This is a genomic window from Paraburkholderia sprentiae WSM5005 (genome assembly GCF_001865575.2).
GTDB classification, from domain to species: Bacteria; Pseudomonadota; Gammaproteobacteria; order Burkholderiales; family Burkholderiaceae; genus Paraburkholderia; species Paraburkholderia sprentiae.
On record NZ_CP017563.2, the window covers coordinates 1 to 25,836 of the forward strand.

At 62.4% G+C, this 25,836-nt stretch carries 23 protein-coding genes; 13 read left to right on the forward strand and 10 right to left on the reverse strand.

Features of this window, described 5'->3' with window-relative positions:
- Window positions 1–1,404 (forward strand): replication initiation protein, encoded by a 1,404-nt coding sequence (locus BJG93_RS28710; protein WP_027194639.1) that lies wholly within the window; start codon window positions 1–3, stop codon window positions 1,402–1,404.
- A 34-nt stretch (window positions 1,405–1,438) separates the two neighbouring features.
- On the opposite strand, the gene BJG93_RS28715 is transcribed toward BJG93_RS28710, so the two are convergent.
- Entirely contained in the window at window positions 1,439–2,935 is a 1,497-nt protein-coding gene (locus BJG93_RS28715; RefSeq protein ID WP_027194640.1) for a GntP family permease, read from the reverse strand.
- 2 nt (window positions 2,936–2,937) lie between these two features.
- Window positions 2,938–3,981 (reverse strand): patatin-like phospholipase family protein, encoded by a 1,044-nt coding sequence (locus tag BJG93_RS28720; protein WP_027194641.1) that lies wholly within the window; start codon window positions 3,979–3,981, stop codon window positions 2,938–2,940.
- Window positions 3,982–4,468: 487 nt separating this feature from the next.
- Here BJG93_RS28720 and BJG93_RS28725 point away from each other — a divergent pair, with 487 nt between their 5' ends.
- From BJG93_RS28725 to BJG93_RS28750, 7 genes are all read left to right on the forward strand, one after another.
- Window positions 4,469–4,840 (forward strand): GFA family protein, encoded by a 372-nt coding sequence (locus tag BJG93_RS28725; protein ID WP_027194642.1) that lies wholly within the window; start codon window positions 4,469–4,471, stop codon window positions 4,838–4,840.
- Complete coding sequence (locus BJG93_RS36150) at window positions 4,837–4,959, forward strand: hypothetical protein (protein WP_269217476.1); 123 nt, start codon at window positions 4,837–4,839, stop codon at window positions 4,957–4,959. The genes BJG93_RS28725 and BJG93_RS36150 overlap by 4 nt, the downstream gene beginning before the upstream one ends.
- Window positions 4,960–4,966: 7 nt before the next feature.
- Window positions 4,967–5,707 carry a response regulator gene (locus BJG93_RS28730; protein WP_027194643.1) on the forward strand — a complete coding sequence of 247 codons (741 nt, stop codon included), beginning with the start codon at window positions 4,967–4,969 and terminating at the stop codon, window positions 5,705–5,707.
- Complete coding sequence (locus BJG93_RS28735) at window positions 5,704–7,047, forward strand: ATP-binding protein (protein WP_034477516.1); 1,344 nt, start codon at window positions 5,704–5,706, stop codon at window positions 7,045–7,047. The genes BJG93_RS28730 and BJG93_RS28735 overlap by 4 nt, the downstream gene beginning before the upstream one ends.
- 291 nt (window positions 7,048–7,338) lie before the next feature.
- A complete protein-coding gene (locus BJG93_RS28740) occupies window positions 7,339–8,760 on the forward strand; it encodes a basic amino acid/polyamine antiporter (RefSeq protein WP_027194645.1) in 1,422 nt (473 codons plus the stop codon).
- 56 nt (window positions 8,761–8,816) lie between these two features.
- Complete coding sequence (arcA, locus tag BJG93_RS28745; RefSeq protein WP_027194646.1) at window positions 8,817–10,076, forward strand: arginine deiminase; 1,260 nt, start codon at window positions 8,817–8,819, stop codon at window positions 10,074–10,076.
- A gap of 330 nt (window positions 10,077–10,406) precedes the next feature.
- On the forward strand, window positions 10,407–10,742 hold the full coding sequence (locus BJG93_RS28750) for an RcnB family protein (RefSeq protein WP_027194647.1): 336 nt from the start codon (window positions 10,407–10,409) through the stop codon (window positions 10,740–10,742).
- Between the two features lie 99 nt (window positions 10,743–10,841).
- Here BJG93_RS28750 and BJG93_RS28755 read toward each other — a convergent pair whose 3' ends face one another.
- From BJG93_RS28755 to BJG93_RS28770, 4 genes are all read right to left on the reverse strand, one after another.
- Entirely contained in the window at window positions 10,842–12,098 is a 1,257-nt protein-coding gene (locus tag BJG93_RS28755; protein WP_027194648.1) for an MFS transporter, read from the reverse strand.
- Window positions 12,095–12,649: a histidine kinase gene (locus tag BJG93_RS28760; RefSeq protein WP_034477520.1), complete on the reverse strand. Its 555-nt coding sequence runs from the start codon at window positions 12,647–12,649 to the stop codon at window positions 12,095–12,097. Before BJG93_RS28760 ends, BJG93_RS28755 begins: the two co-directional genes overlap by 4 nt.
- Before the next feature lie 47 nt (window positions 12,650–12,696).
- Window positions 12,697–14,124 (reverse strand): MFS transporter, encoded by a 1,428-nt coding sequence (locus BJG93_RS28765; protein WP_027194650.1) that lies wholly within the window; start codon window positions 14,122–14,124, stop codon window positions 12,697–12,699.
- A 69-nt stretch (window positions 14,125–14,193) separates the two neighbouring features.
- The gene (locus tag BJG93_RS28770; protein WP_027194651.1) at window positions 14,194–15,978 is read right to left on the reverse strand and encodes a gamma-glutamyltransferase family protein; all 1,785 of its coding nucleotides are present in this window, start codon (window positions 15,976–15,978) and stop codon (window positions 14,194–14,196) included.
- 219 nt (window positions 15,979–16,197) lie between these two features.
- Here BJG93_RS28770 and BJG93_RS28775 point away from each other — a divergent pair, with 219 nt between their 5' ends.
- Entirely contained in the window at window positions 16,198–16,875 is a 678-nt protein-coding gene (locus BJG93_RS28775) for a FadR/GntR family transcriptional regulator (protein ID WP_027194652.1), read from the forward strand.
- Window positions 16,876–16,915: 40 nt separating this feature from the next.
- Here BJG93_RS28775 and BJG93_RS28780 read toward each other — a convergent pair whose 3' ends face one another.
- Window positions 16,916–18,241: a type II toxin-antitoxin system HipA family toxin gene (locus BJG93_RS28780; RefSeq protein WP_027194653.1), complete on the reverse strand. Its 1,326-nt coding sequence runs from the start codon at window positions 18,239–18,241 to the stop codon at window positions 16,916–16,918.
- 2 nt (window positions 18,242–18,243) lie between these two features.
- Entirely contained in the window at window positions 18,244–18,684 is a 441-nt protein-coding gene (locus BJG93_RS28785; protein WP_027194654.1) for a helix-turn-helix transcriptional regulator, read from the reverse strand.
- 737 nt (window positions 18,685–19,421) lie between these two features.
- Between BJG93_RS28785 and BJG93_RS28790 the strand changes: the two genes are divergently transcribed.
- From BJG93_RS28790 to BJG93_RS28800, 3 genes are all read left to right on the forward strand, one after another.
- Window positions 19,422–19,799, forward strand: a complete 378-nt coding sequence (locus tag BJG93_RS28790) for a hypothetical protein (protein WP_034477523.1) — start codon at window positions 19,422–19,424, stop codon at window positions 19,797–19,799.
- Between the two features lie 11 nt (window positions 19,800–19,810).
- Window positions 19,811–20,026 carry a YMGG-like glycine zipper-containing protein gene (locus BJG93_RS28795; protein WP_027194656.1) on the forward strand — a complete coding sequence of 72 codons (216 nt, stop codon included), beginning with the start codon at window positions 19,811–19,813 and terminating at the stop codon, window positions 20,024–20,026.
- 395 nt (window positions 20,027–20,421) lie between these two features.
- Complete coding sequence (locus BJG93_RS28800; RefSeq protein ID WP_034477526.1) at window positions 20,422–21,987, forward strand: alpha/beta hydrolase; 1,566 nt, start codon at window positions 20,422–20,424, stop codon at window positions 21,985–21,987.
- 40 nt (window positions 21,988–22,027) lie between these two features.
- Here BJG93_RS28800 and BJG93_RS28805 read toward each other — a convergent pair whose 3' ends face one another.
- Window positions 22,028–23,191 (reverse strand): endo-1,4-beta-xylanase, encoded by a 1,164-nt coding sequence (locus BJG93_RS28805; RefSeq protein ID WP_027194657.1) that lies wholly within the window; start codon window positions 23,189–23,191, stop codon window positions 22,028–22,030.
- Between the two features lie 367 nt (window positions 23,192–23,558).
- Window positions 23,559–23,867, reverse strand: coding sequence for a BON domain-containing protein (locus BJG93_RS28810; RefSeq protein ID WP_027194658.1), 309 nt, complete (start codon window positions 23,865–23,867; stop codon window positions 23,559–23,561).
- A 696-nt stretch (window positions 23,868–24,563) separates the two neighbouring features.
- Between BJG93_RS28810 and BJG93_RS28815 the strand changes: the two genes are divergently transcribed.
- Complete coding sequence (locus BJG93_RS28815; protein ID WP_027194659.1) at window positions 24,564–25,718, forward strand: porin; 1,155 nt, start codon at window positions 24,564–24,566, stop codon at window positions 25,716–25,718.
- The last annotated feature ends 118 nt before the right edge of the window (window positions 25,719–25,836 follow it).

A 25,836-nucleotide genomic window follows, 5' to 3' on the forward strand; every position in this document is an offset into this window, starting at 1 on the left:
ATGGCCGCGGACAATCCGGAAGAGGGCAGGTCGAAAGCGACGTCACGCCAGATGGCGCTCGCGCTCTTCGAAGACATGTTCGATCAGGGGCTGCGCATCAATGAGGCCAATCGCGAGATCGGTTATCAGCGCAACGATTTCTTCACCGAAATTGTCAACATGGGGCTGCCGGCGCGGCGCTTTCTCGATGCCGCATACTTCATCGTCGCGCAGGAGACCGAGCAGCGCGATCAGTACGACGTCGAGCTGAACTACTTCAAGTGGCTGATGCGTTATGACAGCCGCAATCTCAAGCATTTGCGCACGATCGCCGACGAAGCGCAGAACGCTAAGGTCCGCGTGACGAATACGCCTGCGAACCGCGATCCCAATGAAGACGATCTGTGGGTGCAAGTCCAGCTGATCGGTATGGTCGGTTTTCATCGCGGACGTATGCGTTTCGACGTCCATCCGCGGCTGGTGCCGCATATCCGCGATCCCCAGAAATCGCACTGGCTGAGCTTGCGCATTTCCACCGCGTTCACGCGCAGTCTCGCGCGTGCGATTTATGACAAGGTCTTGCCGCATGTGCCAGCGGGACGCACGGACTGGATCCAGCTCGAGGAAATGCGCAACTGGCCCGGCAAAATGGGCGCGAACGCCGCGATCTTCAAATACTTCAAGCGCGATTGGCTCGAGCCAGCGGTGCGCGAAATCAACGAAGTGTCGGACGTCGAGTTGTCGTACGAGACGCGCACTGCATCGACGACGTCGAAGAAAATCGACCGCATCCGGTTCCTGCTCAAGCGCAAGGACACGGCCGACGCGGTACTCGCCAGCCTCGCGGACGCGAGCCATCTGTACAAGATTCTCACCGACGAATTCGGGCTGTCGACCAACCAGTTCAGCGAGATTTCGGAGAACCGCGAGCTCTGGACCGACGAACGCATCCAGCAGGCCGTCGAATACACGCGTTTCAGGATCAAGCGCGGCCAGGTCAAGAAGAGCCCCGCGGGTTATCTGATGCGTGCGCTACGCGACAACTGGAAGATCTCGGACGCCGAGCGCACGATGGTCGACGTGCAGGCCAAACTGCTCGCCGACGAAGCGCAGGAACAGGCGGTCAAGACCGAAACGAGAAAGACCGTGGCGCACAGCATCGCGACGCGCGAGGAAGAAGTGCGCGCGCGCATGAACGAGGATTCGCGCAAGGGCCGTGACCATTTCAATGCCGCCGATGCAAAGACGCGCAAGGAACTGATGCACGCGTGGACGACATCGCGCGAAGGCAAGCTGATGCTACGTCGAATGAAGCTCGAACCGTCGACCGTCACCGAAGATGCGATCTTCGCGAATACCGAGCTGGTCTGGTATCTGGGGCAGTTCGTGTTCGGCCGGATGAACGCGGCCCGCGCGGCGGCGTGAAGCGAGCCGGAAGAGACCTGGGCACCAAGCACGCTCAGAACGAACCGACTAGCGAGCCCAGCACGATTACCACCACCAGCGCGAGAAGCGCGCCGAGAATCGCGACGATCACGATGTCGCGATAGCTTTCGCGGTGCGTCGAGCCGCATACCGCAAGCAGCGTCACCACTGCGCCGTTATGCGGCAGGCTGTCGAGCGTGCCGGAGGAAATCACGGCGACCCGATGCAGCAGCGCGGGGTCGATGCCGTATTGCGCGGCCAGTTGCAGATAGGTGCTGCCGAGCGCATCGAGCGCGATGGTGAGACCGCCGGAGGCCGACCCGGTCAAGCCCGCGAGCAGATTAGTGGCGACCGCGAGCGATACGAGCGGACCACCGCCGACGCCGAGCACCCATTCGCGCACCAGCGCGAACGCGGGTAGGGCGGCGATCACCGCGCCATAGCCGACCAGACTGGCGACGCTCAGCACCGGCAGCACCGATGCATTCGCGCCCGCATCGATCGTCTCGCGCAGCGCCGGCAGCCGACGCCGATTGAGCAGCACGAGTACGACGATGGCAACGGTGAGCGCCACGCACACCCCCCACACACCGCCGACCGCCGCAAGCGACGTCTCACCCCAACGGACATCGGCCAGGTAGTCCGCGTCGATACGCGGCAGCACGATCACGTTCATCACGAAGTTCATCAGCACGACGAGCACGAGCGGCGTGAGCGCAACAACGAACGGCGGCAGATCCTCGCTGAGACGGCCGCGCTTCGCTTCCTCCGGATCGAAACTCTGCGATACGCTTGCGCGCTCGCGCACGAGGTTTTCGCTGGCCGGCGCCCTGGCGGATATCGCCGCCGCGCCCAATCCGTCGAACCCTTCGTTAGCCGCCCTCGCGCGCGATTGCTGCAAGGACAACCACCAAAGCCCGAACGCGACCATCACGATGCTCGCGATGATGCCGAGCCCGGGAGCCGCGAACGGCGTGGTACCAAAGAACGGCATCGGGATCGCGTTCTGGATCGCCGGTGTGCCGGGCAGCGCGGACATCGTGAACGTCGATGTGCCGAGCGCGATCGCGGCCGGCATCAGACGGCGCGGCACATTCGCGGCCTGGAAGAGGGCGGTGGCCATCGGCGCGAGTACGAAGAACGCGACGAAGAGGCTGACACCGCCATAGGTGACGAGCGCGCCACCGATCACGACCGCGAGAATCGCGCGATGGGCGCCAAGCTTTTGCGTCATATAGCTGGCGATCGCCTTCACGGAGCCGCTGTCTTCCATCAGCTTGCCGAATAGCGCGCCGAGCAGGAACAACGGAAAGAACTGCGCGAGAAAGCGCGCGGCGCTGAGCATGAACGTCTGCGTCCAGTGCGCCAGAATCGGTTCGCCCGAAATAGCGGCGGCCAGCATCGCAGCGAACGGCGCAAGCAGCAGCACCGTCCAGCCGCGATACGCGAAACCGATCAGCAGCGCGAGACTGGCGAGCATGCCAAAGAGCCCGAGACCGATCGCGAGCGGTGACAGGGCGATGACGTCCATGGTCAGACTCCGTCGAGCAATGTGTCGAGATCGAGCGAGGAGCGCACGCCGATCGACTCGCCGTGCTCGGTGAGGAACGTGTCCGCGGCACGTCGGCCTTCGTCGCGCAGCATCGTCAGAAAACTCCACTCGGCGTTCAGCTTCGACGAGTAACCGAGCTCGGTCATCATCTCGCTGGAAATCCGATGGATGCGCATCGCCGCCCAATGGCGGCCTTCATCGCTGCCGGCATCCGCCGCGCGTCGCAGCAGCGCGATCATCCGCAGCTCTTTGAGCAGCGGCGAGTTGAAGGCGACTTCGTTCAGGCGGCTGATGATGTCGCGTGCGGTGCGCGGCGTTTCCTTGCGCTCGACGGGATTGACCTGGATCAGCAGCGTATCGCTCGATGTGCATTCGCGCACCAGCGGCGTGATGGTCGGATTACCGACATAGCCGCCGTCCCAGTAGTCTTCACCGTCGATCTTCACGGCCTGGAACAGCGTGGGCAGGCAGCCAGAGGCGAGCAGCACGTCGGGCGTCAGGTCGGCATTGCGAAACACGCGCGCCTGGCCCGTGCGCACTCGCGTCGCAGTGATGAACAGCTTGATCGGCGAGTCGCGCAGATGCGCGAAGTCGATCGAGTCCTGCAGGATCTTCGCCAGCGGATGCACGCCGCGCGGATTCAGGTCGTATGGAGAAAACAGGCGCGCCGCGAGGTCCATCGCAATGAAGAGCGGCGAGAAGTCGAGAGTCCAGCGGCCCATCATCACGTCGAGTGGGCTGCGGCGAAACGGGCTCAACACCGACGCTTCGAACACGCGTCGCCAGAACGCTTCGAGCGCGGCGCGCGCGCCGGCCGCGCCGTCGACCTGATAGCCGCTCACCAGCACCGCGGCGTTCATCGCGCCGGCCGACGTACCCGATATGCCTTCGATCTGCAGCCACGACTCCTCGAGCAAACGGTCGAGGACGCCCCATGTAAAAGCACCGTGCGAACCGCCGCCTTGCAACGCGAGGTCGATGCGGATGGGTTCGCGGCGCGCGGGTTGGGTTTTCGTTGCAGCCAAGACGACTCCCGTAGTGAGGAGTGCTCCATCTTGCGAGCTGACGCCGCATGCACGGCGGACGAATGAACTGCTGCTGGCCGATGCTTTGAACTACCGAATGACGTGCAGCGCGTTTCAACTGCGAAACATCGCACTGCACCATGGGTATTGGAAGTGGGCAGTGGTTAAAAGTCAAGCGTATTCAACGTGATTCACTGACCTTGCGCCAATCAACGGAATAAGGACGTCGCTTGTCATGCCAAGGTAAAAAACAGCGCGTAGCAGGCCGGACACGACAATGCATGCAGCATGAATCAACCTGTGTTATCCGTTCGCGCGTGCCGCTTGAATGCCAATTCGCGTGTTTGTCTTCGCTGTTTCGGCTTGCGCTAATCGCCACGGGCTGATTGCAATGTAATGTATCGTCTCGGCGGCCGGATACATTACGACATAATTCGACCGATGAACCGGACTATAAAGCAGGCATCGCCAAATCACGGAGAGCACCATGAGCGCCGAGTTGCTGCAAGGGTCCTGTCACTGCGGGGCCGTCAAGTTCGAAGTTCGCACCGAAATCGTTCCGGCCGGCCGTTGCAACTGCAGCCTGTGCCGCCGCAAGGGCGCGCTGATGACGCCGCGCTTCCCCGCCAGTCAGTTGAAGATCCTGACTGGTGAGGATGCGCTGACGCTTTATCAGTTCAACACCCAGGTCGCGAAGCACTACTTCTGCAAGCATTGTGGCATCTATCCTTTTCATCAGACGCGCACGGATCCGCAGCAATGGCGCGTCAATATCGGCTGCCTCGACGGGGTCGATCCTTATGCGCTCGAAGCCGGCGTGGCCGACGGCGCGAGTCTTTCCCTGCTGGAGGATGCATGAAACGCCTCTTTGCCGTCGTTCTGTTCGTTGCAGGCGGCTTCGCTGCCGAACTTGCGTATCCGTTGCAGTGTTCATTGATCCAATCGAGCGGCGTGCAACTCAAACGCCGCAGCGGATAATCCGTCGATGGAAACTTCCGACCACGTACTGATCGTCGACGACGATCGCGGCATCCGCGAACTGCTCGCGGGATACCTCGAGAAAAACGGCGTGCGCATCTCGCTCGCGGCCAATGGGCGCCAGATGCGCGCCGCGCTCGAGAACGGCGCACCCGACCTGATCGTGCTCGACCTGATGCTGCCCGGCGAAGACGGCCTCGCGCTGTGCCGCGAACTGCGCTCGGGCAAGTTCCGCACCGTACCGATCCTGATGCTGACCGCGCGCAGCGAGGAAGCGGACCGGATCGTCGGCCTCGAAATGGGCGCCGACGATTACCTGACCAAACCGTTCGCCGCGCGTGAGCTACTCGCGCGAATCCGCTCGGTGCTGCGCCGCGCGCGCATGCTGCCGCCCGGGATGGAAGTGACCGAATCGGCGCCGATGCTGTGCTTCGGCGACTGGCGGCTCGATACGACCGCGCGTCATCTGCTCGACGCGGACGGCACCGAGGTCGCGTTGAGCGGCGCGGAGTATCGTCTCTTGCGCGTGTTTCTCGATCATCCGCAGCGCGTGCTCACGCGCGACCAGCTGCTGAACCTCACCCAAGGTCGCCAGGCCGATCCGTTCGACCGCTCGATCGATCTGATGGTGAGCCGCCTGCGGCAACGCCTGCGGGACGGCGCGCGCGAGCCGCGCTACATCAAGACGCTGCGCAGCGAGGGTTATGTGTTTTCGGCGGCCGTGACCGCCACCGGAGATCCGGCGTGAACGCATCTCCATCGGCGTCCCCGGTGCGCTGGCCACATTGGCCGCGCACGCTGTTCGCGCGGCTCGCGGTGATTCTGTTCGTCGGGCTCGCGCTCGCGCAGGCGCTGTCGGTCTGGCTCACGATGACCGAGCGCGACCAGACGATGACCAACATCATGATGGGCTACATCGAGCGTGAGGTGGCGAGCTCGGTCGCGCTGCTCGATCATCTGCCGGCTGACGAGCGCGCCCAGTGGCTGCCGCGCCTCGCGCGGCGCAGCTACGAGTTCATGCTGGGCCCGGGCGTGCCCGGCGCGCCAGTCGACGCGAGCGTATCGGCGCGCGTCGCGCGATCGATCGGCGACGCCATCGGCACGCGTTATCCGTTGACCGTCAACGCGGTGCCCGGCGCTCGCGAGCATCTGCAAGTGCACCTGAAACTGAGCGACGGCACGCCGCTCACGATCGATCTGCGGCCAATGGCCGGCGCACCGTTGTCGCGTTGGCTGCCGCTCGTCTTGACGCTGCAGTTGCTCGTGCTCGCCGGCTGCTGCTGGCTCGCCGTGCGGCTCGCGACGCGTCCGCTCAATCAGCTTGCAGTCGCAGCCGACACGCTCGGCCCGGACCTGAAGGCCGCGCGTCTGCCCGAAGCCGGTCCATCCGAAGTGGCGCGCGCCGCGCGCGCGTTCAATGCGATGCAGGACCGGATCGCCACCTACATGACCGAGCGCATGCAGATTCTCGCGGCGATTTCGCACGACCTGCAGACGCCGATAACGCGCATGCGCCTGCGCGTCGACACGATGGACCACGAGAGCGAAGCCGCGAAGCTGCGTCAGGACCTGCAGGAAATGGAAGCGCTGGTCAAAGAAGGGGTGACATATGCGCGCACGATGCATGGCACGACCGAGGTGCCGCGTCGCATCGATCCCGATGCGCTGTTCGACAGCCTCGTCTGCGATTACGTCGACGCGGGTCAGCCAGTGTCACTGCAGGGTCGCTTCGGCCAGTCGTTGACGATGCGTCCGCAGGCATTGAAGCGCATCGTCGGCAATCTGGTCGATAACGCGCTGAAGTTCGGCGGCGCCGCGCAGATCGAGATCGGTGCGTTGCACGATGGCGAGCTCACCGTGTCGGTGCTCGATCGCGGTCCCGGGATTCCGGCGGAATCGCTGGAGACGGTGTTCGAGCCGTTCGTTCGACTCGAAGGGTCGCGCAATCGCCAAACGGGCGGCACCGGTCTTGGGCTCGCGATCGCGCGTCAACTCGCGCTCGCGATGGACGCGACGCTCACGCTGCACAACCGGGTCGGCGGTGGTCTTGAGGCGCGGCTGACGCTGAGGAAGCTGAGCGAGTCATAGTTGAGTCGCGATCGCGTCAGAAAAATTCACAAAGACGCCGTTACGAGATCGCCATTCTGATATTTCTCAGTATTTCTGAACGACCAACGGTTCAGCTCCCTTTTAGCGATTCGCCATCGTTTGAAAAACCACGGCCTTGCGATTAATTGACAAACGCCAACGGACAGCCCATTCTTTTCGTGTGGTGAATGCAGAGTAACGCGGCCGATCAGCGCAAGATTGGCCGAGAGACACGTTTCGTTCGAATCTGATTAAGACCCTTGTTAAAAAGGTAACTAAAAAGGAATCCGAATGGCGTCCACTCCACAAAAAATGTCAAAAATGCAACTCACCGGAATGGTGGTGGGTGGCATGGTCGGAGCCGGGATCTTTTCCTTGCCGCGTACTTTCGCCAATGCGACGGGTCCGTTAGGTGCCGTGATTGCCTGGCTGATTGCGGGCACCGGGATGTATATGCTGGCGCGCGTGTTTCAGGCGCTGGCGGAACGCAAGCCCGAACTGGACGCCGGCGTGTTTGCGTATGCGAAAGCAGGGTTTGGCGACTATCCGGGCTTTCTCTCCGCATTTGGCTACTGGATCGGTAGCTGTATCGGCAACGTTTCGTACTGGGTGCTGATCAAGTCGACACTCGGCGCGTTTTTTCCCGCATTCGGCGACGGCAATACGGTGGTCGCGATCGTCGTTGCATCGATCGGCATCTGGCTATTTCATTTCATGATCCTCAAGGGCGTGCAGCAGGCGGCCTTCATCAACAGTATCGTCACGGTCGCCAAGATCATTCCGATTCTGGTGTTCATCCTGATCCTGATCTTCGGCTTCCGGATGGATCTGTTCCAGGCCAACCTTTACGGCGGAGGACTCGAAGGCAATATCCTCGAGCAGGTGCGAGCCACGATGCTGGTCACGGTATTCGTATTCATCGGTATCGAAGGGGCGAGCGTTTATTCCCGTTATGCGAAGAAGCGCTCCGATGTCGGCCAGGCGACGATTCTCGGCTTCGTCCTCGTGACCGCGCTGATGGTACTCGTGACGATGCTGCCTTACGCGGTGCTGCAGCGCGCGGACGTCGCGGCCATGCGACAGCCGTCGATGGCGGCGGTGCTCGAAGCGGTGGTCGGTCATTGGGGCGCGGTTTTCGTCAGCATAGGCCTGCTGATTTCCGTGCTGGGCGCTTATCTCGCCTGGTCGCTGATCTGCGCCGAAGTGTTGTTCACGGCGGCACGGACCGAAGACATGCCCGCCGTATTCGCGAGAGAAAACGCTAACAAGGTACCTGCCAATGCATTGTGGCTGACCAACATCGTGGTGCAGTTGCTCGTCATCAGCACATACTTCTCGCGAGATGCATTCGCGCTGATGCTGAATCTGACTAGCGCGATGTCGTTGATTCCGTACCTGTTCGTCGCGGTGTACGGATGCATGACCGCGAATCGCGGTGACGGTTACGACGTGCGTCCCGAAGAGCGCCGGCGCGATCTGATCATGGCCGCAATCGCCTCGATCTATACGGTCTTCATGATCTGGGCGGGCGGCCTGAAATTCATACTGCTTTCCGCCGTGCTGTACGCGCCAGGCACGGCGCTCTATATCTGGGCTCGGCGCGAGCGGAGCAAGAACGTCTTCGTCGCTTCTGACTGGATCATTTTTATCGTTGCGGTCATTGGCGCGATCATCGGCATCCATGGCCTCGTCACCGGAAGGATCGCGCTTTAGCTTTAATGAAATCCGATTGAATGGAGCGGGCCAACACTGGTACTCAGGAGATCATCATGGCGAACACGGACGCGAAAGCGGGTGAATTGGGTGTCTACTCGGAAGTCGGGCAACTGCGCAAAGTGATGGTCTGCGCACCGGGGCTCGCGCATCAGCGTCTTACTCCGAGCAATTGCGATGAACTGCTGTTCGACGACGTGCTATGGGTCGAGAACGCGAAGCGCGACCACTTCGACTTCGTCACGAAAATGCGCGACCGCGGCGTCGAAGTCGTGGAAATGCATAATCTGCTCGCCGAAACCGTCGCGGTGCCCGAAGGCAAGAAGTGGATTCTCGACAACCAGGTGGTGCCGAATCAGGTCGGCCTCGGCTTTATCGATGAACTGAGAAGCTATCTGGAGGGGCTCGACAATCGCAAGCTGGCCGAAACGCTGATCGGCGGACTATCCACTCACGACTTTCCGGAAGCGCACGGCGGCAAGGCGCTGGAGGTCGCGAAAGAAGCGGCGGGCGGCACCGAATATCTGCTGCCGCCGCTGCCGAACACGCTGTATACGCGTGACACGACCTGCTGGATCTATGGCGGGGTCACGCTGAACGCACTGTACTGGCCGGCTCGCCACGAGGAGACGATCCTCACCACGGCGATCTACAAGTTCCACCCGGACTTCGCGGGCAAGGTCAACGTATGGTGGGGCGACCCGACTCGGGACCACGGTCTCGCCACGCTGGAAGGCGGCGACGTGATGCCGATCGGCAAGGGCGTCGTGCTGATCGGCATGAGCGAGCGCACGTCGCGTCAGGCCATTAGTCAACTGGCGGCAACGCTGTTCAAGAAGGGCGCGGCCGAGCGCGTGATCGTCGCGGCGATGCCGAAGATTCGCGCGGCGATGCACCTCGATACCGTGTTCACGTTCGCCGATCGCGACTGCGTGCTGGTCGCCCCGGACTTCATGGCGAAGACGCGCACCTATTCGTATCGGCCGAGCAGTCATCCGAGCGGCGTGGAATTGCACGCCGATAACAAACCGTTCACCGACGTCGTCGCCGAGGCGCTCGGGCTGAAGCAGCTGCGCGTGGTCGAGGCGGGCGGCAGCGACTATCAACGCGAGCGCACGCAGTGGGATAGCGGTGCGAACCTCGTATGCGCGTCGCCGGGCGTCGTCTATGCATACGACCGCAACACGTACACGAACACGCTGTTGCGCAAGCAGGGCATCGAGGTGATTACGATCGTCGGCGCCGAGCTGGGCCGTGGACGTGGCGGCGGTCACTGCATGACCTGCCCGATCATCCGCGATGCGGTCGACTATTGATCGGTCAAGCGAATCGAGCTGGGGGTGACTGGCGAAGTGCCCTCCAAGTCGTTGACCCGGCGAGCTGTTAATCGCCGGGTCAACGCACGCGCTAACCGTGGGCAGCTCCGGCTTGAAGTCGAACTCGCTTTTACTATACTTTTTAACGACTTCGAGTCACGGCCGAATTATCGAACTTTTATATCTCGCGATTTGCAAAAATGCGATTCGCTTACCCAGCGATCGCTGCAATGAAGTTCCAGTTAATGAATCTGCGACTAGCTGGACGATCACTTTCACGTCGATCACGTGAATGCCCGGAGGTTTCTTCCATCGCACGGAGGTTCGAACATGAATAATCGCATTGTTGTGCAACTCGTCGCTTTGTCGTTTGCCGGTATGTCCGCGCTCGCGATTGCGGCGGGGCCGCCGCAGGGCGAGGGCGGCGGCCAGATGGCCGGTATGGGGCGCCAGCAGGTGATGCCGTCGATTCCGCATCGTGACTGGCATAAAGGCCAACGTGTGCCGGCCGAATACCGCCATTACAATTTCATCATGGACGACTGGCGCGGACACGGCCTTAATGCACCGCCGCGCGGGCATAAATGGCTCGGTGTCAATGGCGACTATGTGCTCGTAACGACGAACAACTGGACCATTTCCAACATCGTCGCCGGAACGGAGTAATGCTTCATCGTGGTGCCCAGGCTATCCGGCGACCGGTTTTAGCGCCGGAACCTGGGCAATCCATCAACACGACCTGATTTCGTCATTTGCGCCATCGATTCAACGCTGCGTGTCGTATAGCCGATCCGGAATGAACAATGCAGTCACGCCGCTCAAAAAGAACACTGCGCCGACTACCAGAAAGCCGAGACCGATCGAGAACTGCGTGGCGATATAACCGATGATGATCGGCGCCGCCCCCGAACAGAAGCGCCCGAGATTATACGAGCCGCCCACCGCGGTGCCCCGCACCGACGTTGCAAAGCTCTCCGACATAAACGTACCGATCGTGCCGAGCGGCACACCGTACAGAAAGCCGAAGAAAAGCATCAGCGTGGAGATATTGTCGCGGGTGTGCCAGAAAATGATCACGGGCAGAAAGAGCGCCGCACCGATGCAGCCGAGCACGTACACGCCGCGTCGGCTCCAGCGGTCGCCGAGCCAGCCCGCGAAGATCTTGCCGATGAAGGCAACCACGTACGTGCCGATCATATAGCCGGTCAGCGAGCTGAACTTGATGTGCAGTTCCTTTTCGAGGTACGTCGGCAGCCAGTTGTTCAGGCCGTAAAAGCCGGACAGCACGAAGATCGAAGCGAACGTCCACAGGATGAACATCGTGCGCGTCTGCCGGTCGCGGAAAATCTGCGCATAGCGATTGTCGACGAGCCGCGCTGTATTGTTGCGGTCGGCGGCCCGGCTCGCGACCCATGCCGCCGGTTCGGGCACCGCGAACTTGATCGCGAAGGCGAGCACCACCGGCACCGCCGACACGTAGTAAAGCGTGCGCCAGCCGTACTGCGGCAAGATCCAGTTGCTCAGTGCGATCACGACGATATAGCCGGCCGAAATGCCGGTTTGCAGCATGCCGAGCACCAGCGAGCGCCGCTCGGTCGGCACGTATTCGGCCACGAGCGTGGTGACTAGCACCATGCAGCCGATGCCGAGCGAACTGATAAAGCGCACCGCCGCGAATTCGACGAAGCTGTGCGTGAACCCGAGCATCCCGGCGCCGAGCGAGAACAGGGCGAGCGCCCACGCGACGACGCGCACACGGCCGAGCCGATCGCTCGCCCAGCCGCCGACAATGCCGCCGATCGCCATGCCGAGCAAGGTCAGGCTGCCGAGCGCGCCCGCTTCGACATTGGTCAGCCCGAAATCGTCCTTGATACGCGACAGTGTGAGGCCGTACATCATCACGTCGGCGCCATCGGCGATCAGCGCGAGGTAGCCGAGTACGAAGACCAGCAGCCAGCGGCCTTGCGAGACGGTGGGATGGGTTGCAGCCTGATAGGGCTGCACATCGGATGGTGTTTTCATGAACGGACGGCGCAAGCGGAGGATGCCGCATTCTGCTTGAGCAGAGCGGGGACAAGAAAGGCGCCGATCAGCAGGCCGATGCTTTCGTGACGGCTCGTGTACCAGCCTTCCTCGTGCGTCAGGTTCATCGTACCGATGCACACGCCGTCATAGGCGATCGGAATGTTCAGGATCGAGCCGAGACCCAGACCGGTCATGACCGCATGATCGTCGAAGGCCTCGCGAATGCCTTGCGATGTGGCGGCACGAAACGGCTTCAGATCATGAAGAATCTGCCGCGCCCACGCGGTGCCTTGCTTCTGCTTGCGGCCGCCCAATGGGTAGACGTCCGGCATGTTCGTATAGACACGTTCGACCTCGTGACGCTGCGCATCGTAGGACATGATTGTGAACAGGCTGAGGCCGATCGTCTTCTCCGCCGCCGCGTGAACCGCGCGGAACAGCTGGAGCGGCTGGTCTTTAACGCGCATCGCCAGCGCGAGACGCTCGAGGTCCGCGCTATCCAGCATCTGCGTATCGTGCGCTGCCGGTTCGGTCAGGTTGCCTTGCATCGTTTGCCTCGCGTTTGCACCGGGAAGTGTGAAAGATCGCAGACCGTTCAGCCATGCATGCGGGTTGACCGCAGTTCGCCACCGGCATCGCGCGCCGGTTCGAGTTCGCTCGCCTCGATATCTTCGAGCGAGCGGTTGCGCGTTTCGATGCCGAGAAAGAAGACCACGCATGCGCCGATGACCAGCACCGTCGTGGTCATCGCGAACACACCGAGGAAGCCGAACAGCGGATAGATGAGGCCGACCAGGATCGGCGCGCTGACCGAGCCGATGCGGCCGAACGATGACGACGATCCGGTGCCCGTCGTGCGCACCGCGGTGGGAAACACTTCCGGCGTGTACGCATAGACGCCGGCGAACGCGCCGTTCATGAAGAACGACAGCGCGATGCCCGCGGTCATGATCTGTATGCCGGTGTGGGAAAACGCGAGCGTGATCGCGGCGATGCCGCCGAGCAACATGTAGGAAGCGACCACCGCCTTGCGGCCGATCTTCTCGTTGAGCCACGCCGCCGAGAAGTAACCGGGAATCTGCGCGCCATAGATCGCGATCGAATAGCCGAAGCTCTTGGTCATCGTCAGTCCTTCCTTGACGAGCAGGCTCGGGATCCACGAGAAGAACGAGTAGTACGCGAACGCGACCGAAAACCACATCAGCCAGCTGACCGCGGTCGTGCGCGCGAGGCGCGGCGACCACAGCGCGAGCACGTTGCGCCACGCGTTGCCGCGCGTCGGCGCCTGCGCCGGCGCGGGCACTGCGTGGAACGCGTCGCTCCCACTCACGGGCGTAAGCGCAATGCCGCGCTCGACGAACGCCGCTTCGATGCGGCCGACGATGCCGTTCGCCTCGGCCACGCGTCCCTGGCTTTCGAGCCAGCGCGGCGATTCGGGCAGCGTCCGGCGCCACCACAACAGCATCACGACCGGCAGCGACGTGATCACCGCCAGATAGCGCCAACCGTCGGCGAAGTTGCGCACCACCGCGAAGCCGAGAATCGACGAGCTCAGATAGCCGAACGACATGAAGCCGACCAGTGCGCCGCAGAACATGCCGCGATAGCGGCGCGGCACGAACTCGGCGAGAAACGGCGCGATCACGACGGTCTCCGCGCCCGAGCCGAAGCCCGCGACGATGCGCAGCGCGAAGAACGTGTGCCAGTTCTGTGCGCTCGCGCTCGCGAGCGAGGCGACGCAATAAATGGCAAGCGCGCTCATCATGATGCGGCGGCGGCCGATCACGTCGGCGAGCACGCCCGACAGGAACGCGCCGAAAAAATAGCCGATATACGTGCTGCTCGCGACGAGCCCGGTTTGAGCGCTCGTCAATTGCCACAGCTTGCTGATGACCGGCAGCAGGAACGCGAGTGACGACGAATCGAGTCCGTCGAACATATACCCCAGCCCGCCGATCAGCAGCAGTCTGCGATGAAAGCTCGACAACGGAAGTCTTTCAAGACGGGCGGCGACGGCGGACACGGCAACTACTCCTGAAGGAAATGGCGCGGCGAGGCCACGCGTTCTGCGCAGATGACTGCTTCGCGCCGCTTATCGGCCGATCGCATAGGCCTGCATCTGACGCGGCGTGGCCGCGCCTCGCAGCAGACCGTTGCGGATACCGACCGCGCATACGCGGCCGAGCGCCCACGGCTCCGCGACGGTCAGATCGTGGCCGCGAGCGCGCAGTTCGGCGAGTGTGCTGTCCGGAAAGCGCGATTCGGCCGACATCTTGCCGAGCTGCATCGCGCGCGGATAGAACGAGCCGGGGAAGTGGGCAGTCTGGAACGACGGCGCATCGGCGGCGGCCTGCAAGTTCATGCCGCCGTGCACGTGCTTGAGGAACAGTTGCAGCGACCACTGATCCTGCTGGTCGCCCCCCGGCGTGCCGAAGGCCGCGTATGGCTTGCCGTCTCGCGTGACCAGCGTCGGCGACAGCGTGGTGCGCGGCCGGCGGCCCGGCCCGAGTGACGAAGGCAAACCTTCTTCCATCCAGAACATCTGCGCGCGCGTGGTGACGTTAAAGCCAAGACCCGGCACCGCCGGCGACGCCTGCAGCCAGCCGCCCGACGGCGTGGCCGATACCATGTTGCCCCAGCGGTCGACCACGTCGAGATGCACGGTATCACCGCGCAATTCGGGCAGCGGCGCAAAGGTCGGCTCACCCTGGCCGAAGCCGCCGGCCTGCTCGCGCCCGGCATTCGCGACGATCCGTGCGGCGCGCTGCTCGCTGTCGCCGAGCCGCCCGGGGCGGAATTCCAACGACGCGCGGCGCGGATCGATCAGGCGGCGCCGCTCGTCGTTGTACGCGTCGCTGAGCAGCACGTCCATCGGCACATGCGAAAACGCCGGGTCGCCGTAGAACACTTCGCGATCGGCGAACGCGAGCTTCGAGCACTCGATCACCGTGTGCACGAAATCGGGGCCGAGCGGGTCCATCGCGCCGAGATCGAAACCTTTCAGCAGCGCGAGCTGTTGCAGAAACATCGGGCCTTGGCCCCACGGGCCGGTTTTGTGCACGCGCATACCCGCGTAGTCGTACGACACGGGGTCTTCGTAGCTCGGCTCCCAGCGCGCGAGATCGCCGGCATCGAGCAGGCCGCTGTTGCGCAGGCCGGAGGTATCGAGCACGGCGGTCGAGCGGAAGTATTGGTCGATCGCGTCGGCGACGAAGCCGCGATAGAAAACATCACGCGCGCGTTCGCACTGCTCGGCGCGATCGCTGCGCGTATTGACCTCGCGCAAGATGCGCTTGTAGGTTTCGGCGATCGCGGGATTCGCGAACAGCTGGTTCGGCATCGGCGCTTCGCCGTTGCGCAGCCATTGCTCGGCCGAGGTCGTCCATTCGGTACGAAAGAAGTCCTGAATCGCGAGAATCGACGACGCCATGCGCGGCAGCACCGGATAGCCGTTTTCGGCGTAACCGATCGCATAGCTCAGCACGTCGTCGAGCGGCAGTTGGCCGTAGTCGCGCAGCAGCGCCATCCACGCGCCGAACGCGCCCGGCACGACCGCGGGCAGCAGGCCCGTGCCCGGCACCACGTCGAGTCCCATCTTGCGCATCCGCTCGATGGTCATGCGCGCGGGCGTCACGCCCTGTCCGCACAGCACGCGCACGCGTTGTTCGCGTGCGGTATAGAACACCACCGGCAGCTCGCCGCCCGGACCGTTCAGATGCGGCTCGACGATCTGCAAGACGAAGCCGGCCGCGGCAGCCGCGTCGAACGCATTGCCGCCTTTTTCGAGGACCGCCATCGCCGATGCGCTCGCGAGCCAGTGCGTCGAGGCCACCATGCCGAAGGTGCCGATCAGTTCCGGGCGGGTTGTAAACGACATGCGCGACTCCTTGGCGACGACGCGTCCGAATGGGGAACCAATACTAAATGGTTCGGATAATGAAACTGAAAGCGTAAGACTAACGAAGTCAGGTTTCACCCGGTGTTAACCCGCTATTTCGACGCAGTATAACGAATCAAAAATCGCCGGGGGCCACTGTGCCATGCCGCCGTGATTCTGCTATCGTTAGAACCAATACGGATTGGTTCACTGAACGACATGGAAAAACCGGTACAGGATGCGCTGCTCGACTACATCGCCGAGCATCAGTTGAAGGACGGAGACGCGCTGCCGCCCGAAAGAAAGCTCGCCGAAGAACTGGACGTGAGCCGCCGCGAACTGCGCGCGGCGCTCGCTTCGCTCGAGGCGTCGGGCCGTGTGTGGCGTGGTGTCGGCCGCGGCACCTATCTTGGCGCGCGGCCGCTGAAGTTCGCGCCGACGCTGCGCGGCTTGCGCGCCGGCATGAGTCCCGCCGATATCGCCGAAATGCGGCTGTTGTTCGAGCCGGCGCTGGCTGCGCTGGCGGCGACCAAAGCGAGCGGCGACGATCTGCAGGAGCTGCAGAAATGCGCGCGCAAGAATGCCGCGGCGAAAAACGACGACGAGTGGCAGCAGTGGGATCACCGCTTTCATTTGCTGATCGGGCACGCCACGCGTAATCCCGCGCTGATCGCGTTGATGGAAGTGATCAACGGCATGCGGGTGAAACCCGAGGTTCGCGAGAAGACGTCCGCGCAGGAGACGCGGCAGTTTTTCGCGCAACAGCATCAGGCCATCGTCGACGCGCTCAAGGCGCGCGATGCGGACGCGGCCGCGCAATGCATGCGCGAGCATCTGCTGAGCGTGCAGTGGCGCGCGTCGGCCAAGACCGATGCAGGGGCGGCGCGGCGTGCGTGAGGTTGCCGTGACGCCGCGCGCTAATCGGCATGACTGAGCTTTACTGGACAAGCTTCCGGTTCAACCGGCGCATGCCGTCGAATACCGCATCGGCCACGTCCAGCGGAAAGTCGGCGGGCAATTGCGACGAGACTGCGTCGATTACCGTCTCTGTTTGCCCGGTCAACTGATCGATCAGCGTATCGACGTCAGCGGCGGAAAAGCCGGCCCGCTGTCCTTCCGCCACCCAATGCCGGCGCTGGATTTGATTGAGCAGGTAATGGACGTTCTTGCCGCGAACCGCCATCGCCAGCTTCACTTTTTGCGCCGCGAGGCGGCCCGCGCCGCTGCCGATGATCGGATGCGCGGACAGCACGTCGTAAAGCGGCGTGGCTTCGTAGCGATTGCCAGGCAGATGAGCGATGCTGAAGTTTTTCGCGTGGCCATCGGTTGCGGCGAGTAGCCAGAAAACCAGCTGCGTCGCGAAGAAATTGCGCCGGTCCGTCGCCGCGCGTGCGGACCCCGCGAGTATCTCCATGATCGCCTCGATGCCCGGACCGCCGTCGGACTCGTACTTGTGCAGCGCCGAGGTGCCGGTGGCCTGGCACATGTCCTCCTGCGGTAGACGCACGATCCACGTGGCGTCGCTCGACAAACGGCGATCGAAGCGCTCGACGATCAATACCTTCTGCTCGTCGAATCGCGCGATTTCGCAACGCGCGACGGGGAGCCCATAGGCCGCGACGATCTGCGAACAAAGCCATTCGTTTTCCACGGACGTGCGCATATCGGCGCGCATGTTGCCGACCAGTCCGAGCGGCAGCTTGAAGATATGCGTGGTCGGCGTGCTGCCCTCGGGCAGCAGCCAGCGGTTGCGATGACGGAGCAGCGCGGTTTTCTCTTGCGCGCCGGCGATCGACAGACGCAGGTCTTCGAGCGGATCGTGCTGCCCGAGCGGCGCCGCCGACGTCGTGCCGCGCAGCAGTGCGGCGATGTCGCTGTCGCGGAGTTCGCGGCCGTGGATGCTCGTCAGGTCGCTCGGTTCTTCGTCCTGCGGCAGCAGTTGCAGCGCGCCGACGCAGTCGCGTCCGAGCGCGCTGAGCAACGGAAACGGCGCCGTGCTGCCGGTCCGGTAGCGCGTGGCGATGCGGCGCCGGATCGGTTCGCTGTCGGGCAGCAGGTTGTCGAAATAGTCCGCGACGATCTGACCGCGATACCGCTGATTGCCCGGCGTGAACGGTAGCGACAACGATAGCGGCCGTCCTTGCGGATCGTCGATCCAGTCGTCGGCATAGGTCAGAAGCTCGCCGCTGCGAGTCGTTTCCCAGGAGCCGACCTGCAAGCCGTTCATCCACAGGTTCAGACGGTTCGGTGTGCTGCGCGCCATGCTTACCAGTCCTCCCGTTTCTTGCTGGTGCTGGCCGCTTTGGTTGCCTTGGCCAGATCGACCGCGTTGGGCTTGCGAGCGGTGCGGGCGGATCTGGCCGCTTTGGCCCTGGTGTCCGATGCTTGGGTCGCCGTGCGTTGCGCCGGACGCGGCGCGCGCGCCTGCTTTTGCGGCGGCGCTTCCGGTTTGAGCGGCGCGGCGTCTGCCACGGCAACGCTTGGCGCCAATCCGCTTTGCGTGAGCTTGAGATCGACCTGCAAGACCCGTAGCACTCTAAAGAGCCGTTCAACGCTGACGGCCGACGGATTCGCCTCGAGTTGCGCGTAGGTCTGTTGTGTGACCCCGAGATGCGCGGCCATCGCGGACTGAGTGAGGCCGGCGGCTTTCCTGAAGCCCTGCAGGATCGGTCTGAGCTGGCTCAGTGTCTTAATGGCGTAGTCCACGGTCGATCTCCGGTTCGACTTCGACGGCGTAACAGCTCAAAGCCTGTAGAAGGTCAATACAGTCTATTCTCTGTATTTTAAAAATACAAGCTACAGCCTGTTAATAAACAGCGCGTGGCGGTTTAGAAACGGAGTCCGCCGATCCTCACCTAGAACGCAACTAACCGTCAACAGCGCACGCCCCACGCCTTCGCTGCGACGCAGCCAGTTCGCCGCCAACAGACGTGCGATCGACCGAGGACCGTTCGGCGCAGTTCTTTTCCAAAAGCATCAAAAAACCGCATCGGCCACGACGAAACGCCTCGCCGGAAACAGACCCAATTCGAATCGTTATCGATGGACAAACCAATCAGGAAGCCGGGCATTCAGTCATTAAAAGATGTCTCGCATTACATGAAAGTAGCATTGAATAGTCGTCGCCAAGCAGTCGATAGCGGCACCATGTGCGCTCATCGAGCGCAGGAGAATTGACGACTGTTTACGCACATTGCATCGATGCCTCTCACTCGCCGAATGTCATTTGACACAAATGTCACGCGGCATGCATCGACAGCGAATGAGCTTGGAAATTGCAGAAAAGGCTCTAGACTCAATAGCGTATCTGCGCGGCGAGGCCAGCAAGCGTCCGATCGTTGCGCGCATACAGCAGGCGCGAAAATCACTCCGATAACGCGATCGACGCCGCCCGATGCGGTCGCCGGCCGCCGCTGGAGAACATAACTTCCATGGAGTAGGCGATGGCAATCAAACCACAATGGCGAACGCTGTTATCTCTGACCTTCTTGTCGCTAGCAATGATGAGCAACGTCGCGCGCGCGGAAAGCATTCCAATTGTCACGGGCCAGCAATGGATGCAGTCGACCGATGAACAGAAGAAAGCGTATCTGGTCGGTATCTCTAATGTGATCGACATCGAGCGCGCCTATGCCGGTAACACGGCGAGCAGCAATGACATCGCGCAGCGCTTCGGCAAGGGCATGCAGGGCCAGACGCTCGACAGCGTGCGTCAAGGCCTCGACGGCTACTACGCCGCCAATCCCACGATGATCCAGCACCCGGTGATCGAGACCCTCTGGTTCCAGATGGTCGTGCCCGGCCTGAAGAAAAATCAATAAGGAGAACGATCATGAAACGACTTGGGTGGATCGTCAGTATGGGTGCGCTCGCTGCGATGATCGGTTGCACGGACATGAGCCCGCAGGCGCAAGGAACGATGAGCGGCGCGGCACTCGGCGCGGGTGCGGGGGCGGGCATCGCGGCGATCTCCGGCGGCGACGCATGGACCGGCGCGATCATCGGCGGCGCGGCGGGCGGCGTGGCCGGCAATATCCGCGGCCGTTAGTCATTGCCTGCATTCATGCGGCAAGGCCGAGGCACGACGCGGGTCGCGCCCCGGCTTTGGGCTCTTGCATCGGGCGCGTCGCGATTCCCCGCGACGCCTCAGCGGTTCTGTGTGGTTTCCCTCACGTCGAATCTCAAGCAGCGCAGCGCAGCGCAGCGAACGCGACCCGTTCGCTCGCAGCCGCGACATCGTGCATCCCCGCTTGTCATGCAAATCGTCCGTTCATACGCGGCCGTTGCCGATGCCGCGTCGCGCACCCGGATGACAATGTTTGAACCGGTGATTAAAAGCCCTTAGGATATCCACACCGGAAGCCGTCACGATGACGGCATGCGCACACAACGCAGAGACCAGCCTGCGCGCGGTGCAACCTTCATCTCATCAAGAGAACACGAATGCTGCGCACGTCACTGAAGGTAATAAAGATAAGTGCATGGGTTCTGGTGCTGCTGGCGGTGCTCGCCTTCGGGCTACGCGCGTGGTATTCGCAGCGCGGGCCGGAACTGTCGGTATGGCACACCTATGTGCCGCGCGAATTGACCGTCGAGGAAATAGACACCGCCGACTGGAACACGTACATCAAGGCGGAAAACCGGATCTTCGAGGACGTGCGCGTCAATGTCGTCGAAAAGCTGCGGCCGTCCGAGCGCATTGGCGCAAACCGTTATTACGAGGGTTCGCCGATCTTTCCGTGGCATTTCGCCGAAAACTGGAATCACTCGTACATTCTCGAGCCGTCGGGGCAACCCGTCGGCGCGGTCGTGCTGCTGCATGGCATGACGGATGCGCCGTACAGCATGCGGCATATTGCGCGTCGTTATCGCGATCGCGGTTTCGTCGCGATCGGCATCCGCCTGCCGGGGCATGGCACAGTGCCCGCGGGGCTCACCGACGTGCACTGGCAGGACTGGACCGCGGCCACGCGGCTCGCGGTGCGTGAAGCGCGCCGTCGCGTGGGACCTGGCAAGCCGATCGAACTGGTCGGCTTTTCGAATGGCGGCGCGCTCGCGCTGCAATATGCGCTCGACGCGATCGAGAATCCCGCGCTCGCGCGTCCGACGCGCGTCGTGCTGATCTCACCGATGATCGGCATCACGCGTTACGCGCGCTTTGCCGGTCTGGCAGGACTGCCCGCCGTGCTGCCGGCCTTCGCGCGCGCCGCGTGGCTTGGCATCGTGCCGGAGTTCAACCCGTTCAAGTACAACTCGTTTCCTGTGAATGGCGCGAGGCAGTCGTTTCTTCTCACGAGCGTGATTCAGGACCAGATTGCGCGGCTCGAGCGCGAGAACCGGCTCGATGCGTTGCCGCCCATTCTGACGTTCCAGTCGGTGACGGATTTCACGGTCAGCACACCCGCGGTGATGTCATCGCTGTACGACAAGCTGCCCGAGAACGGCAGCGAAGTCGTGCTGTTCGACGTGAACCGCAGCGTGCGCTTCAGGACCTTCCTGCGCGTTGCGTCGTACACGGCGCTCTCGCGACTGCTGCGCATCGGTCCGCAGAACTACCGCACGACGGTGATCACCAACGTGTCGCCGGACTCGGCGCATACCGTCGAGCGCAGTGTTTATGCGGGCGAAGTGCAAACGCGCGTCAGACCGCTGGATATCGATTATCCGCAGGATATTTTCTCGTTGTCGCACGTTGCGATTCCTTTCCCGATCACCGACGCGCTGTACGGCATCGCACCGGACGACTCGGAAAACTTCAACGAGAACCTCGGCACGCTCGCGCCGCGCGGTGAACGCGGCACGCTGATCCTCACGCTCGACTCGATGTTCCGCATCGCGTCGAATCCTTTTTTCCCGTATCTACTGCAGCGTGTCGATGAGGGCATCGGCAAGATGCCGCCGCCGGTCGTCAAGTCGCCGCCGCGCACCCATGAAACCGCGGACGGTCAGCCCGACGATTTCGTTGAAGACCTGAACGCGCTCGAGCAGGTCGGCTCCGACGAGCCGTGAGAAGTCGATCGTTTGAATCGAGCTGACGGCAATGGCTCGGTTACGGCTGATAAGCCGAATCGACGATCGTCCACAGCGCCGCTTTGGGCTTCAGGTCTGCATCGAACGGCAGCGGCAGGTTGTTGCGCGGTACGGGCGTCGACGTCAGCCACGTGTGCTTGTCGGAATAGCCCCAGAACGTCACCGCCTTGATGCTCGGCTCCTGCTCGAACAGAGCGAACACCGCGCGATAACGCTCCGCCTGCGCGCGCATGATGTCGTTCGGCACCGGATGGCCGAGGTCCGGCAGACATGCGTGCGGGTTGCTCCAGCATTCACCCGGGTCGGTATAGAGACTCACGTCGAGTTCGGTCACCTGATTTTCGAGGCCGAGCGCCGCGACGTCGTCGAATGCCTGCTTGATGTTCGGCAGCGGCGGCCAGTTCACGCTGATATGCATTTGATGCCCGACACCGTCGATCGGCACGCTCTGCGCGCGTAAATCCCGAATCACTGCGAGCAGCTTCGCGCGCTTGCGCGGATCGTCGGTGTTGTACTCGTTGATATAGAGCTTGACGTCCGGGTCCGCCGCGCGCGCCGCGCGCAATGCGATCGCGATGTAGTCCTTGCCGAGCGCGCGATACCACGGACTATCTTCGCGATACACCTGGTGCGGGTCGTCGCTGATCACTTCGTTGACCACATCCCACGCGTAGATCTTGCCTCGAAAGTGTGTGACGACATCGGTTACATATCGAGCGAGTCGCTTAGCGACGACGTCGCGATAGTGCGGATCTTTCGGATCGCCGGCGAAGAACCAGTCGGGCGCTTCGGTCCAGTCGCCGGCCTTGAAGTGCCACACGAGCGTGTGGCCGCGTACCGCGATGCCATGCGCCTGCGCAAACGCGACGATTTTGTCGGCCGGCGCGAAGTCGTACTTGCCTTGCGCGACGCCGATCGTTCCCGGCTTCATCTTGTTCTCGGCGGTCAGGCTAGAGAAATGGTTGGCGATGAGCGCCGCGTCGGCGGGACTGTCGATCGCGTCAGGCTCGATCGCTGCGCCGACCTTGAAGTGTCCTGCCATCACACTACGCAGTGGCGGCAGCGCTTCAGCGGGCGCCGCGGCGAGCGGCGGACCGTCATGAGCGGCCGGCGCCCGGTTGTGCGCGCAGCCTATGGTCCATGCAAGCGCGCACACGGCGACGGCTGCGCAAAGAATGCGCATTGAATTCTTCAAAGGACGCACCCGGATCTCCTATGGATGGTCTGCGGCTTAGATGTTGTTCTAACCATTTCTAACGGTAACGTTAACGATAACGACGGCGATGTTAGCAGCGAGGCGTCGGCCCGCAAAGAGGGGATTTACCTGACAACTAAAGACACGACCGAGAGAGGAGTGGGCGTCGGATCGATCGATTCGAATCCAACGTGGTTTGAAAGCGCTTTCAGATGGGGCTGCACCGACTGCACACGCCACGCACTGCGCGAAACAGAACGCCAGTCACTTGATTCCACTGGCGAGACGGGAAAACCGAAGCCCTTTAACGCGCGGTCTGCTTCAATCGTCGTCCGGGCGGCGGTTCAGCATGATTTCAATGCGCGCCCAACGACCCGCCGTCGGGCGAGAGCCGGTTGTCCACCGAAGTGACGCCGGGTACCGACATCGCACTCTGCTCGGCACGCGCAACATGTTCCCGCTCTGGCACCCATCCGACCAGCGTGACTCGCCCCGAGTGGGCAAAGACAAACACATGTGACATCCCGACGCCGCTGCGCGCTTCCGCGACGCGCACGCTGTGGGCGAGTTGTTGGTCGGTGGCTTGCGAATCCTGCGCATGGGCCACCGGCGCGATTGCGCTTGAAATCAGCAACGCGAGTGTAGAAACAAGGGCTGTTTTCACGATACCTCCTACAAGTACCAAGGTGTGCCGGCAAGTTCCGCCGGCAAATCTTCCGGTCCGACTCAACGCACGCGTTTGAGCGGGACGTCGCGTGCGCGACGTGGCGGGCGAATAGCGAGAGCCGAGGGATGGGAGCTGGTTGGAGCGTTCGTGATGGAGCGCGAGAGCCAGACGGATGCGTTGGCAGTCCCGCACTCAGCCTTCTAAGCGGCCGAGCCCGGCTCGTTGCCCGGCATCGTATGCATTGATGATAGTCGCTAATGCCTGCCATTGCTGGCGACCCCGACGCCGGGTCCTCAAGCCGAAACCATCAATGCAAGCGAAACCGGTCGTTGCGTCTGCACAACATCAAGCACGATTTTTCGCTTGCATTCGAGCGCGTTTTGCCTGTTAAGCAAGCGCTGAGCGACGCGTGACCGCATTCGCGCAACGTTTCGAGAAGCGAATTCAAACCTAGTTCGGACGCTTGTGACCATCACGGAATGGTCACAAAGCAGGTGCTACTTCGGGATCGGGCCGCGCGCAACTGTTATCGATAACAGCGTTTTCCCTGAGCCGTTAGTTCGATGCGCGACGCACGGTCGTCCCTATAATCGCCTCGAAATGTGAAGCAGACATTTCGGCAAGAGGGGAAACGTGTGAAAACGCGTCGTCCTGACGGGCTTGGAGACGCCAAAATACATATAGGATATCTAAATGAAGAAGAAGCTTATTGCTGTGTCTGTAATGGCAGCTGCGACGACGATGGCCCATGCCCAGAGCAGCGTCACGTTGTATGGCCGTATCGATAACGGCATCCAGTACGAAACCGGCATCCCGGGCGGCCACGCGTGGGCAGCCCAAAGCGGCAACTGGGGTTGCTCGTGGTTTGGCCTGCAGGGCGCCGAAGATCTCGGCGGCGGCACGAAGACGGTGTTCCAGCTCGAAGGTCAGCTCAACACGATGACCGGTGCATCGGCGGGCAATCTGTTCGGCCGTCACGCGACGGTGGGCTTGACGAACGACCACTGGGGTTTGTTCAAGTTGGGTAACCTCGGTGCGGGCGAACTGTCGCAGGACAGCTGGGGCACCGACCCGCAGGTGATGCAGCGCTACGCGATCTCGACCCTGGTGCGCGGTCGTAACTGGGCAAGCACCAGCAACGGCGCAGAGTACAACTCGCCGGTGCTGCTCGGCGGCCTCGTGCTGAAAGGCCAGTATTCGCTGACCAACAACACCAGCTGGAACTCGGCGCCCGTCAACTCGGCGGGCGTGCCGACCGGCCAGGGTCGTACGAACGCGGTCGAAGGTATCTACACGTGGGGCAGCGGCGACTTCCGTGTGATCTATGACGAAGTGCGCGGCGCGAACGGCTCGTTCAACAACGTGTACTCGGCTTCGCGCTCGATCCTCGCCGGCGGCACATACGTGCTCGGACCGGTCAAGCTGTACGCGGGCTACCAGCATCTGAGCGCACCTGACGCCACCAACGCGAGCATGGGCGTATCCGCTGCGTCGCAGCCGCTCGGTGTGAGCGCGCCGACCAGTGTGAACCACGAATGGTTCGGCGCCGCATGGCAGGTCACGACGGCGACGGCAGTCACGGGCGCGGTCTATCACGCGAACGCGAACAACAACAACGGCAACGCCACGTTGTTCACGCTCGCCGCGACGTACGCGCTGTCGAAGCGCACGTTCCTATACACGGAAGCTGGCTACGTGCACAACAGCTCGACGTCGAACCTGAACCTCGGCAACGGGCCGTATGGCAACAACAACTTCAATCCGGCGACGGGTGCGTCTTCGAACAGCAACCCGGACTATGGTCATAGCCAGACCGGCGTCTTCGCCGGGATCATGACCTCGTTCTGAGTCGAGGTTGCCTGATCAGCAATCGCAGTGATCTGTTTGTTTCAAGGACTGTTTATTTCTCTTTCATAGAGAGGCCGGTGCGACGCCTCCTCCACCCTCGTCGCATCGGCTGCTTTTT

What these genes read in the sequence shown, in the direction of transcription:
- BJG93_RS28780 (WP_027194653.1), bottom strand. Translation starts at nt 18,241, where the DNA reads ATGGCGCGCAGCACACCGAACCGTCTGAACCTGTGGATGAACGGCTTG.
- BJG93_RS28800 (WP_034477526.1), top strand. Translation starts at nt 20,422, where the DNA reads ATGCTGCGCACGTCACTGAAGGTAATAAAGATAAGTGCATGGGTTCTG.
- BJG93_RS28770 (WP_027194651.1), bottom strand. Translation starts at nt 15,978, where the DNA reads ATGTCGTTTACAACCCGCCCGGAACTGATCGGCACCTTCGGCATGGTG.
- BJG93_RS28715 (WP_027194640.1), bottom strand. Translation starts at nt 2,935, where the DNA reads ATGGACGTCATCGCCCTGTCACCGCTCGCGATCGGTCTCGGGCTCTTT.
- BJG93_RS28740 (WP_027194645.1), top strand. Translation starts at nt 7,339, where the DNA reads ATGGCGTCCACTCCACAAAAAATGTCAAAAATGCAACTCACCGGAATG.
- arcA (WP_027194646.1), top strand. Translation starts at nt 8,817, where the DNA reads ATGGCGAACACGGACGCGAAAGCGGGTGAATTGGGTGTCTACTCGGAA.
- BJG93_RS28805 (WP_027194657.1), bottom strand. Translation starts at nt 23,191, where the DNA reads ATGCGCATTCTTTGCGCAGCCGTCGCCGTGTGCGCGCTTGCATGGACC.
- BJG93_RS28760 (WP_034477520.1), bottom strand. Translation starts at nt 12,649, where the DNA reads ATGCAAGGCAACCTGACCGAACCGGCAGCGCACGATACGCAGATGCTG.
- BJG93_RS28755 (WP_027194648.1), bottom strand. Translation starts at nt 12,098, where the DNA reads ATGAAAACACCATCCGATGTGCAGCCCTATCAGGCTGCAACCCATCCC.
- BJG93_RS28815 (WP_027194659.1), top strand. Translation starts at nt 24,564, where the DNA reads ATGAAGAAGAAGCTTATTGCTGTGTCTGTAATGGCAGCTGCGACGACG.
- BJG93_RS28790 (WP_034477523.1), top strand. Translation starts at nt 19,422, where the DNA reads ATGGCAATCAAACCACAATGGCGAACGCTGTTATCTCTGACCTTCTTG.
- BJG93_RS28710 (WP_027194639.1), top strand. Translation starts at nt 1, where the DNA reads ATGGCCGCGGACAATCCGGAAGAGGGCAGGTCGAAAGCGACGTCACGC.
- BJG93_RS28725 (WP_027194642.1), top strand. Translation starts at nt 4,469, where the DNA reads ATGAGCGCCGAGTTGCTGCAAGGGTCCTGTCACTGCGGGGCCGTCAAG.
- BJG93_RS28795 (WP_027194656.1), top strand. Translation starts at nt 19,811, where the DNA reads ATGAAACGACTTGGGTGGATCGTCAGTATGGGTGCGCTCGCTGCGATG.
- BJG93_RS28730 (WP_027194643.1), top strand. Translation starts at nt 4,967, where the DNA reads ATGGAAACTTCCGACCACGTACTGATCGTCGACGACGATCGCGGCATC.
- BJG93_RS36150 (WP_269217476.1), top strand. Translation starts at nt 4,837, where the DNA reads ATGAAACGCCTCTTTGCCGTCGTTCTGTTCGTTGCAGGCGGCTTCGCT.
- BJG93_RS28775 (WP_027194652.1), top strand. Translation starts at nt 16,198, where the DNA reads ATGGAAAAACCGGTACAGGATGCGCTGCTCGACTACATCGCCGAGCAT.
- BJG93_RS28750 (WP_027194647.1), top strand. Translation starts at nt 10,407, where the DNA reads ATGAATAATCGCATTGTTGTGCAACTCGTCGCTTTGTCGTTTGCCGGT.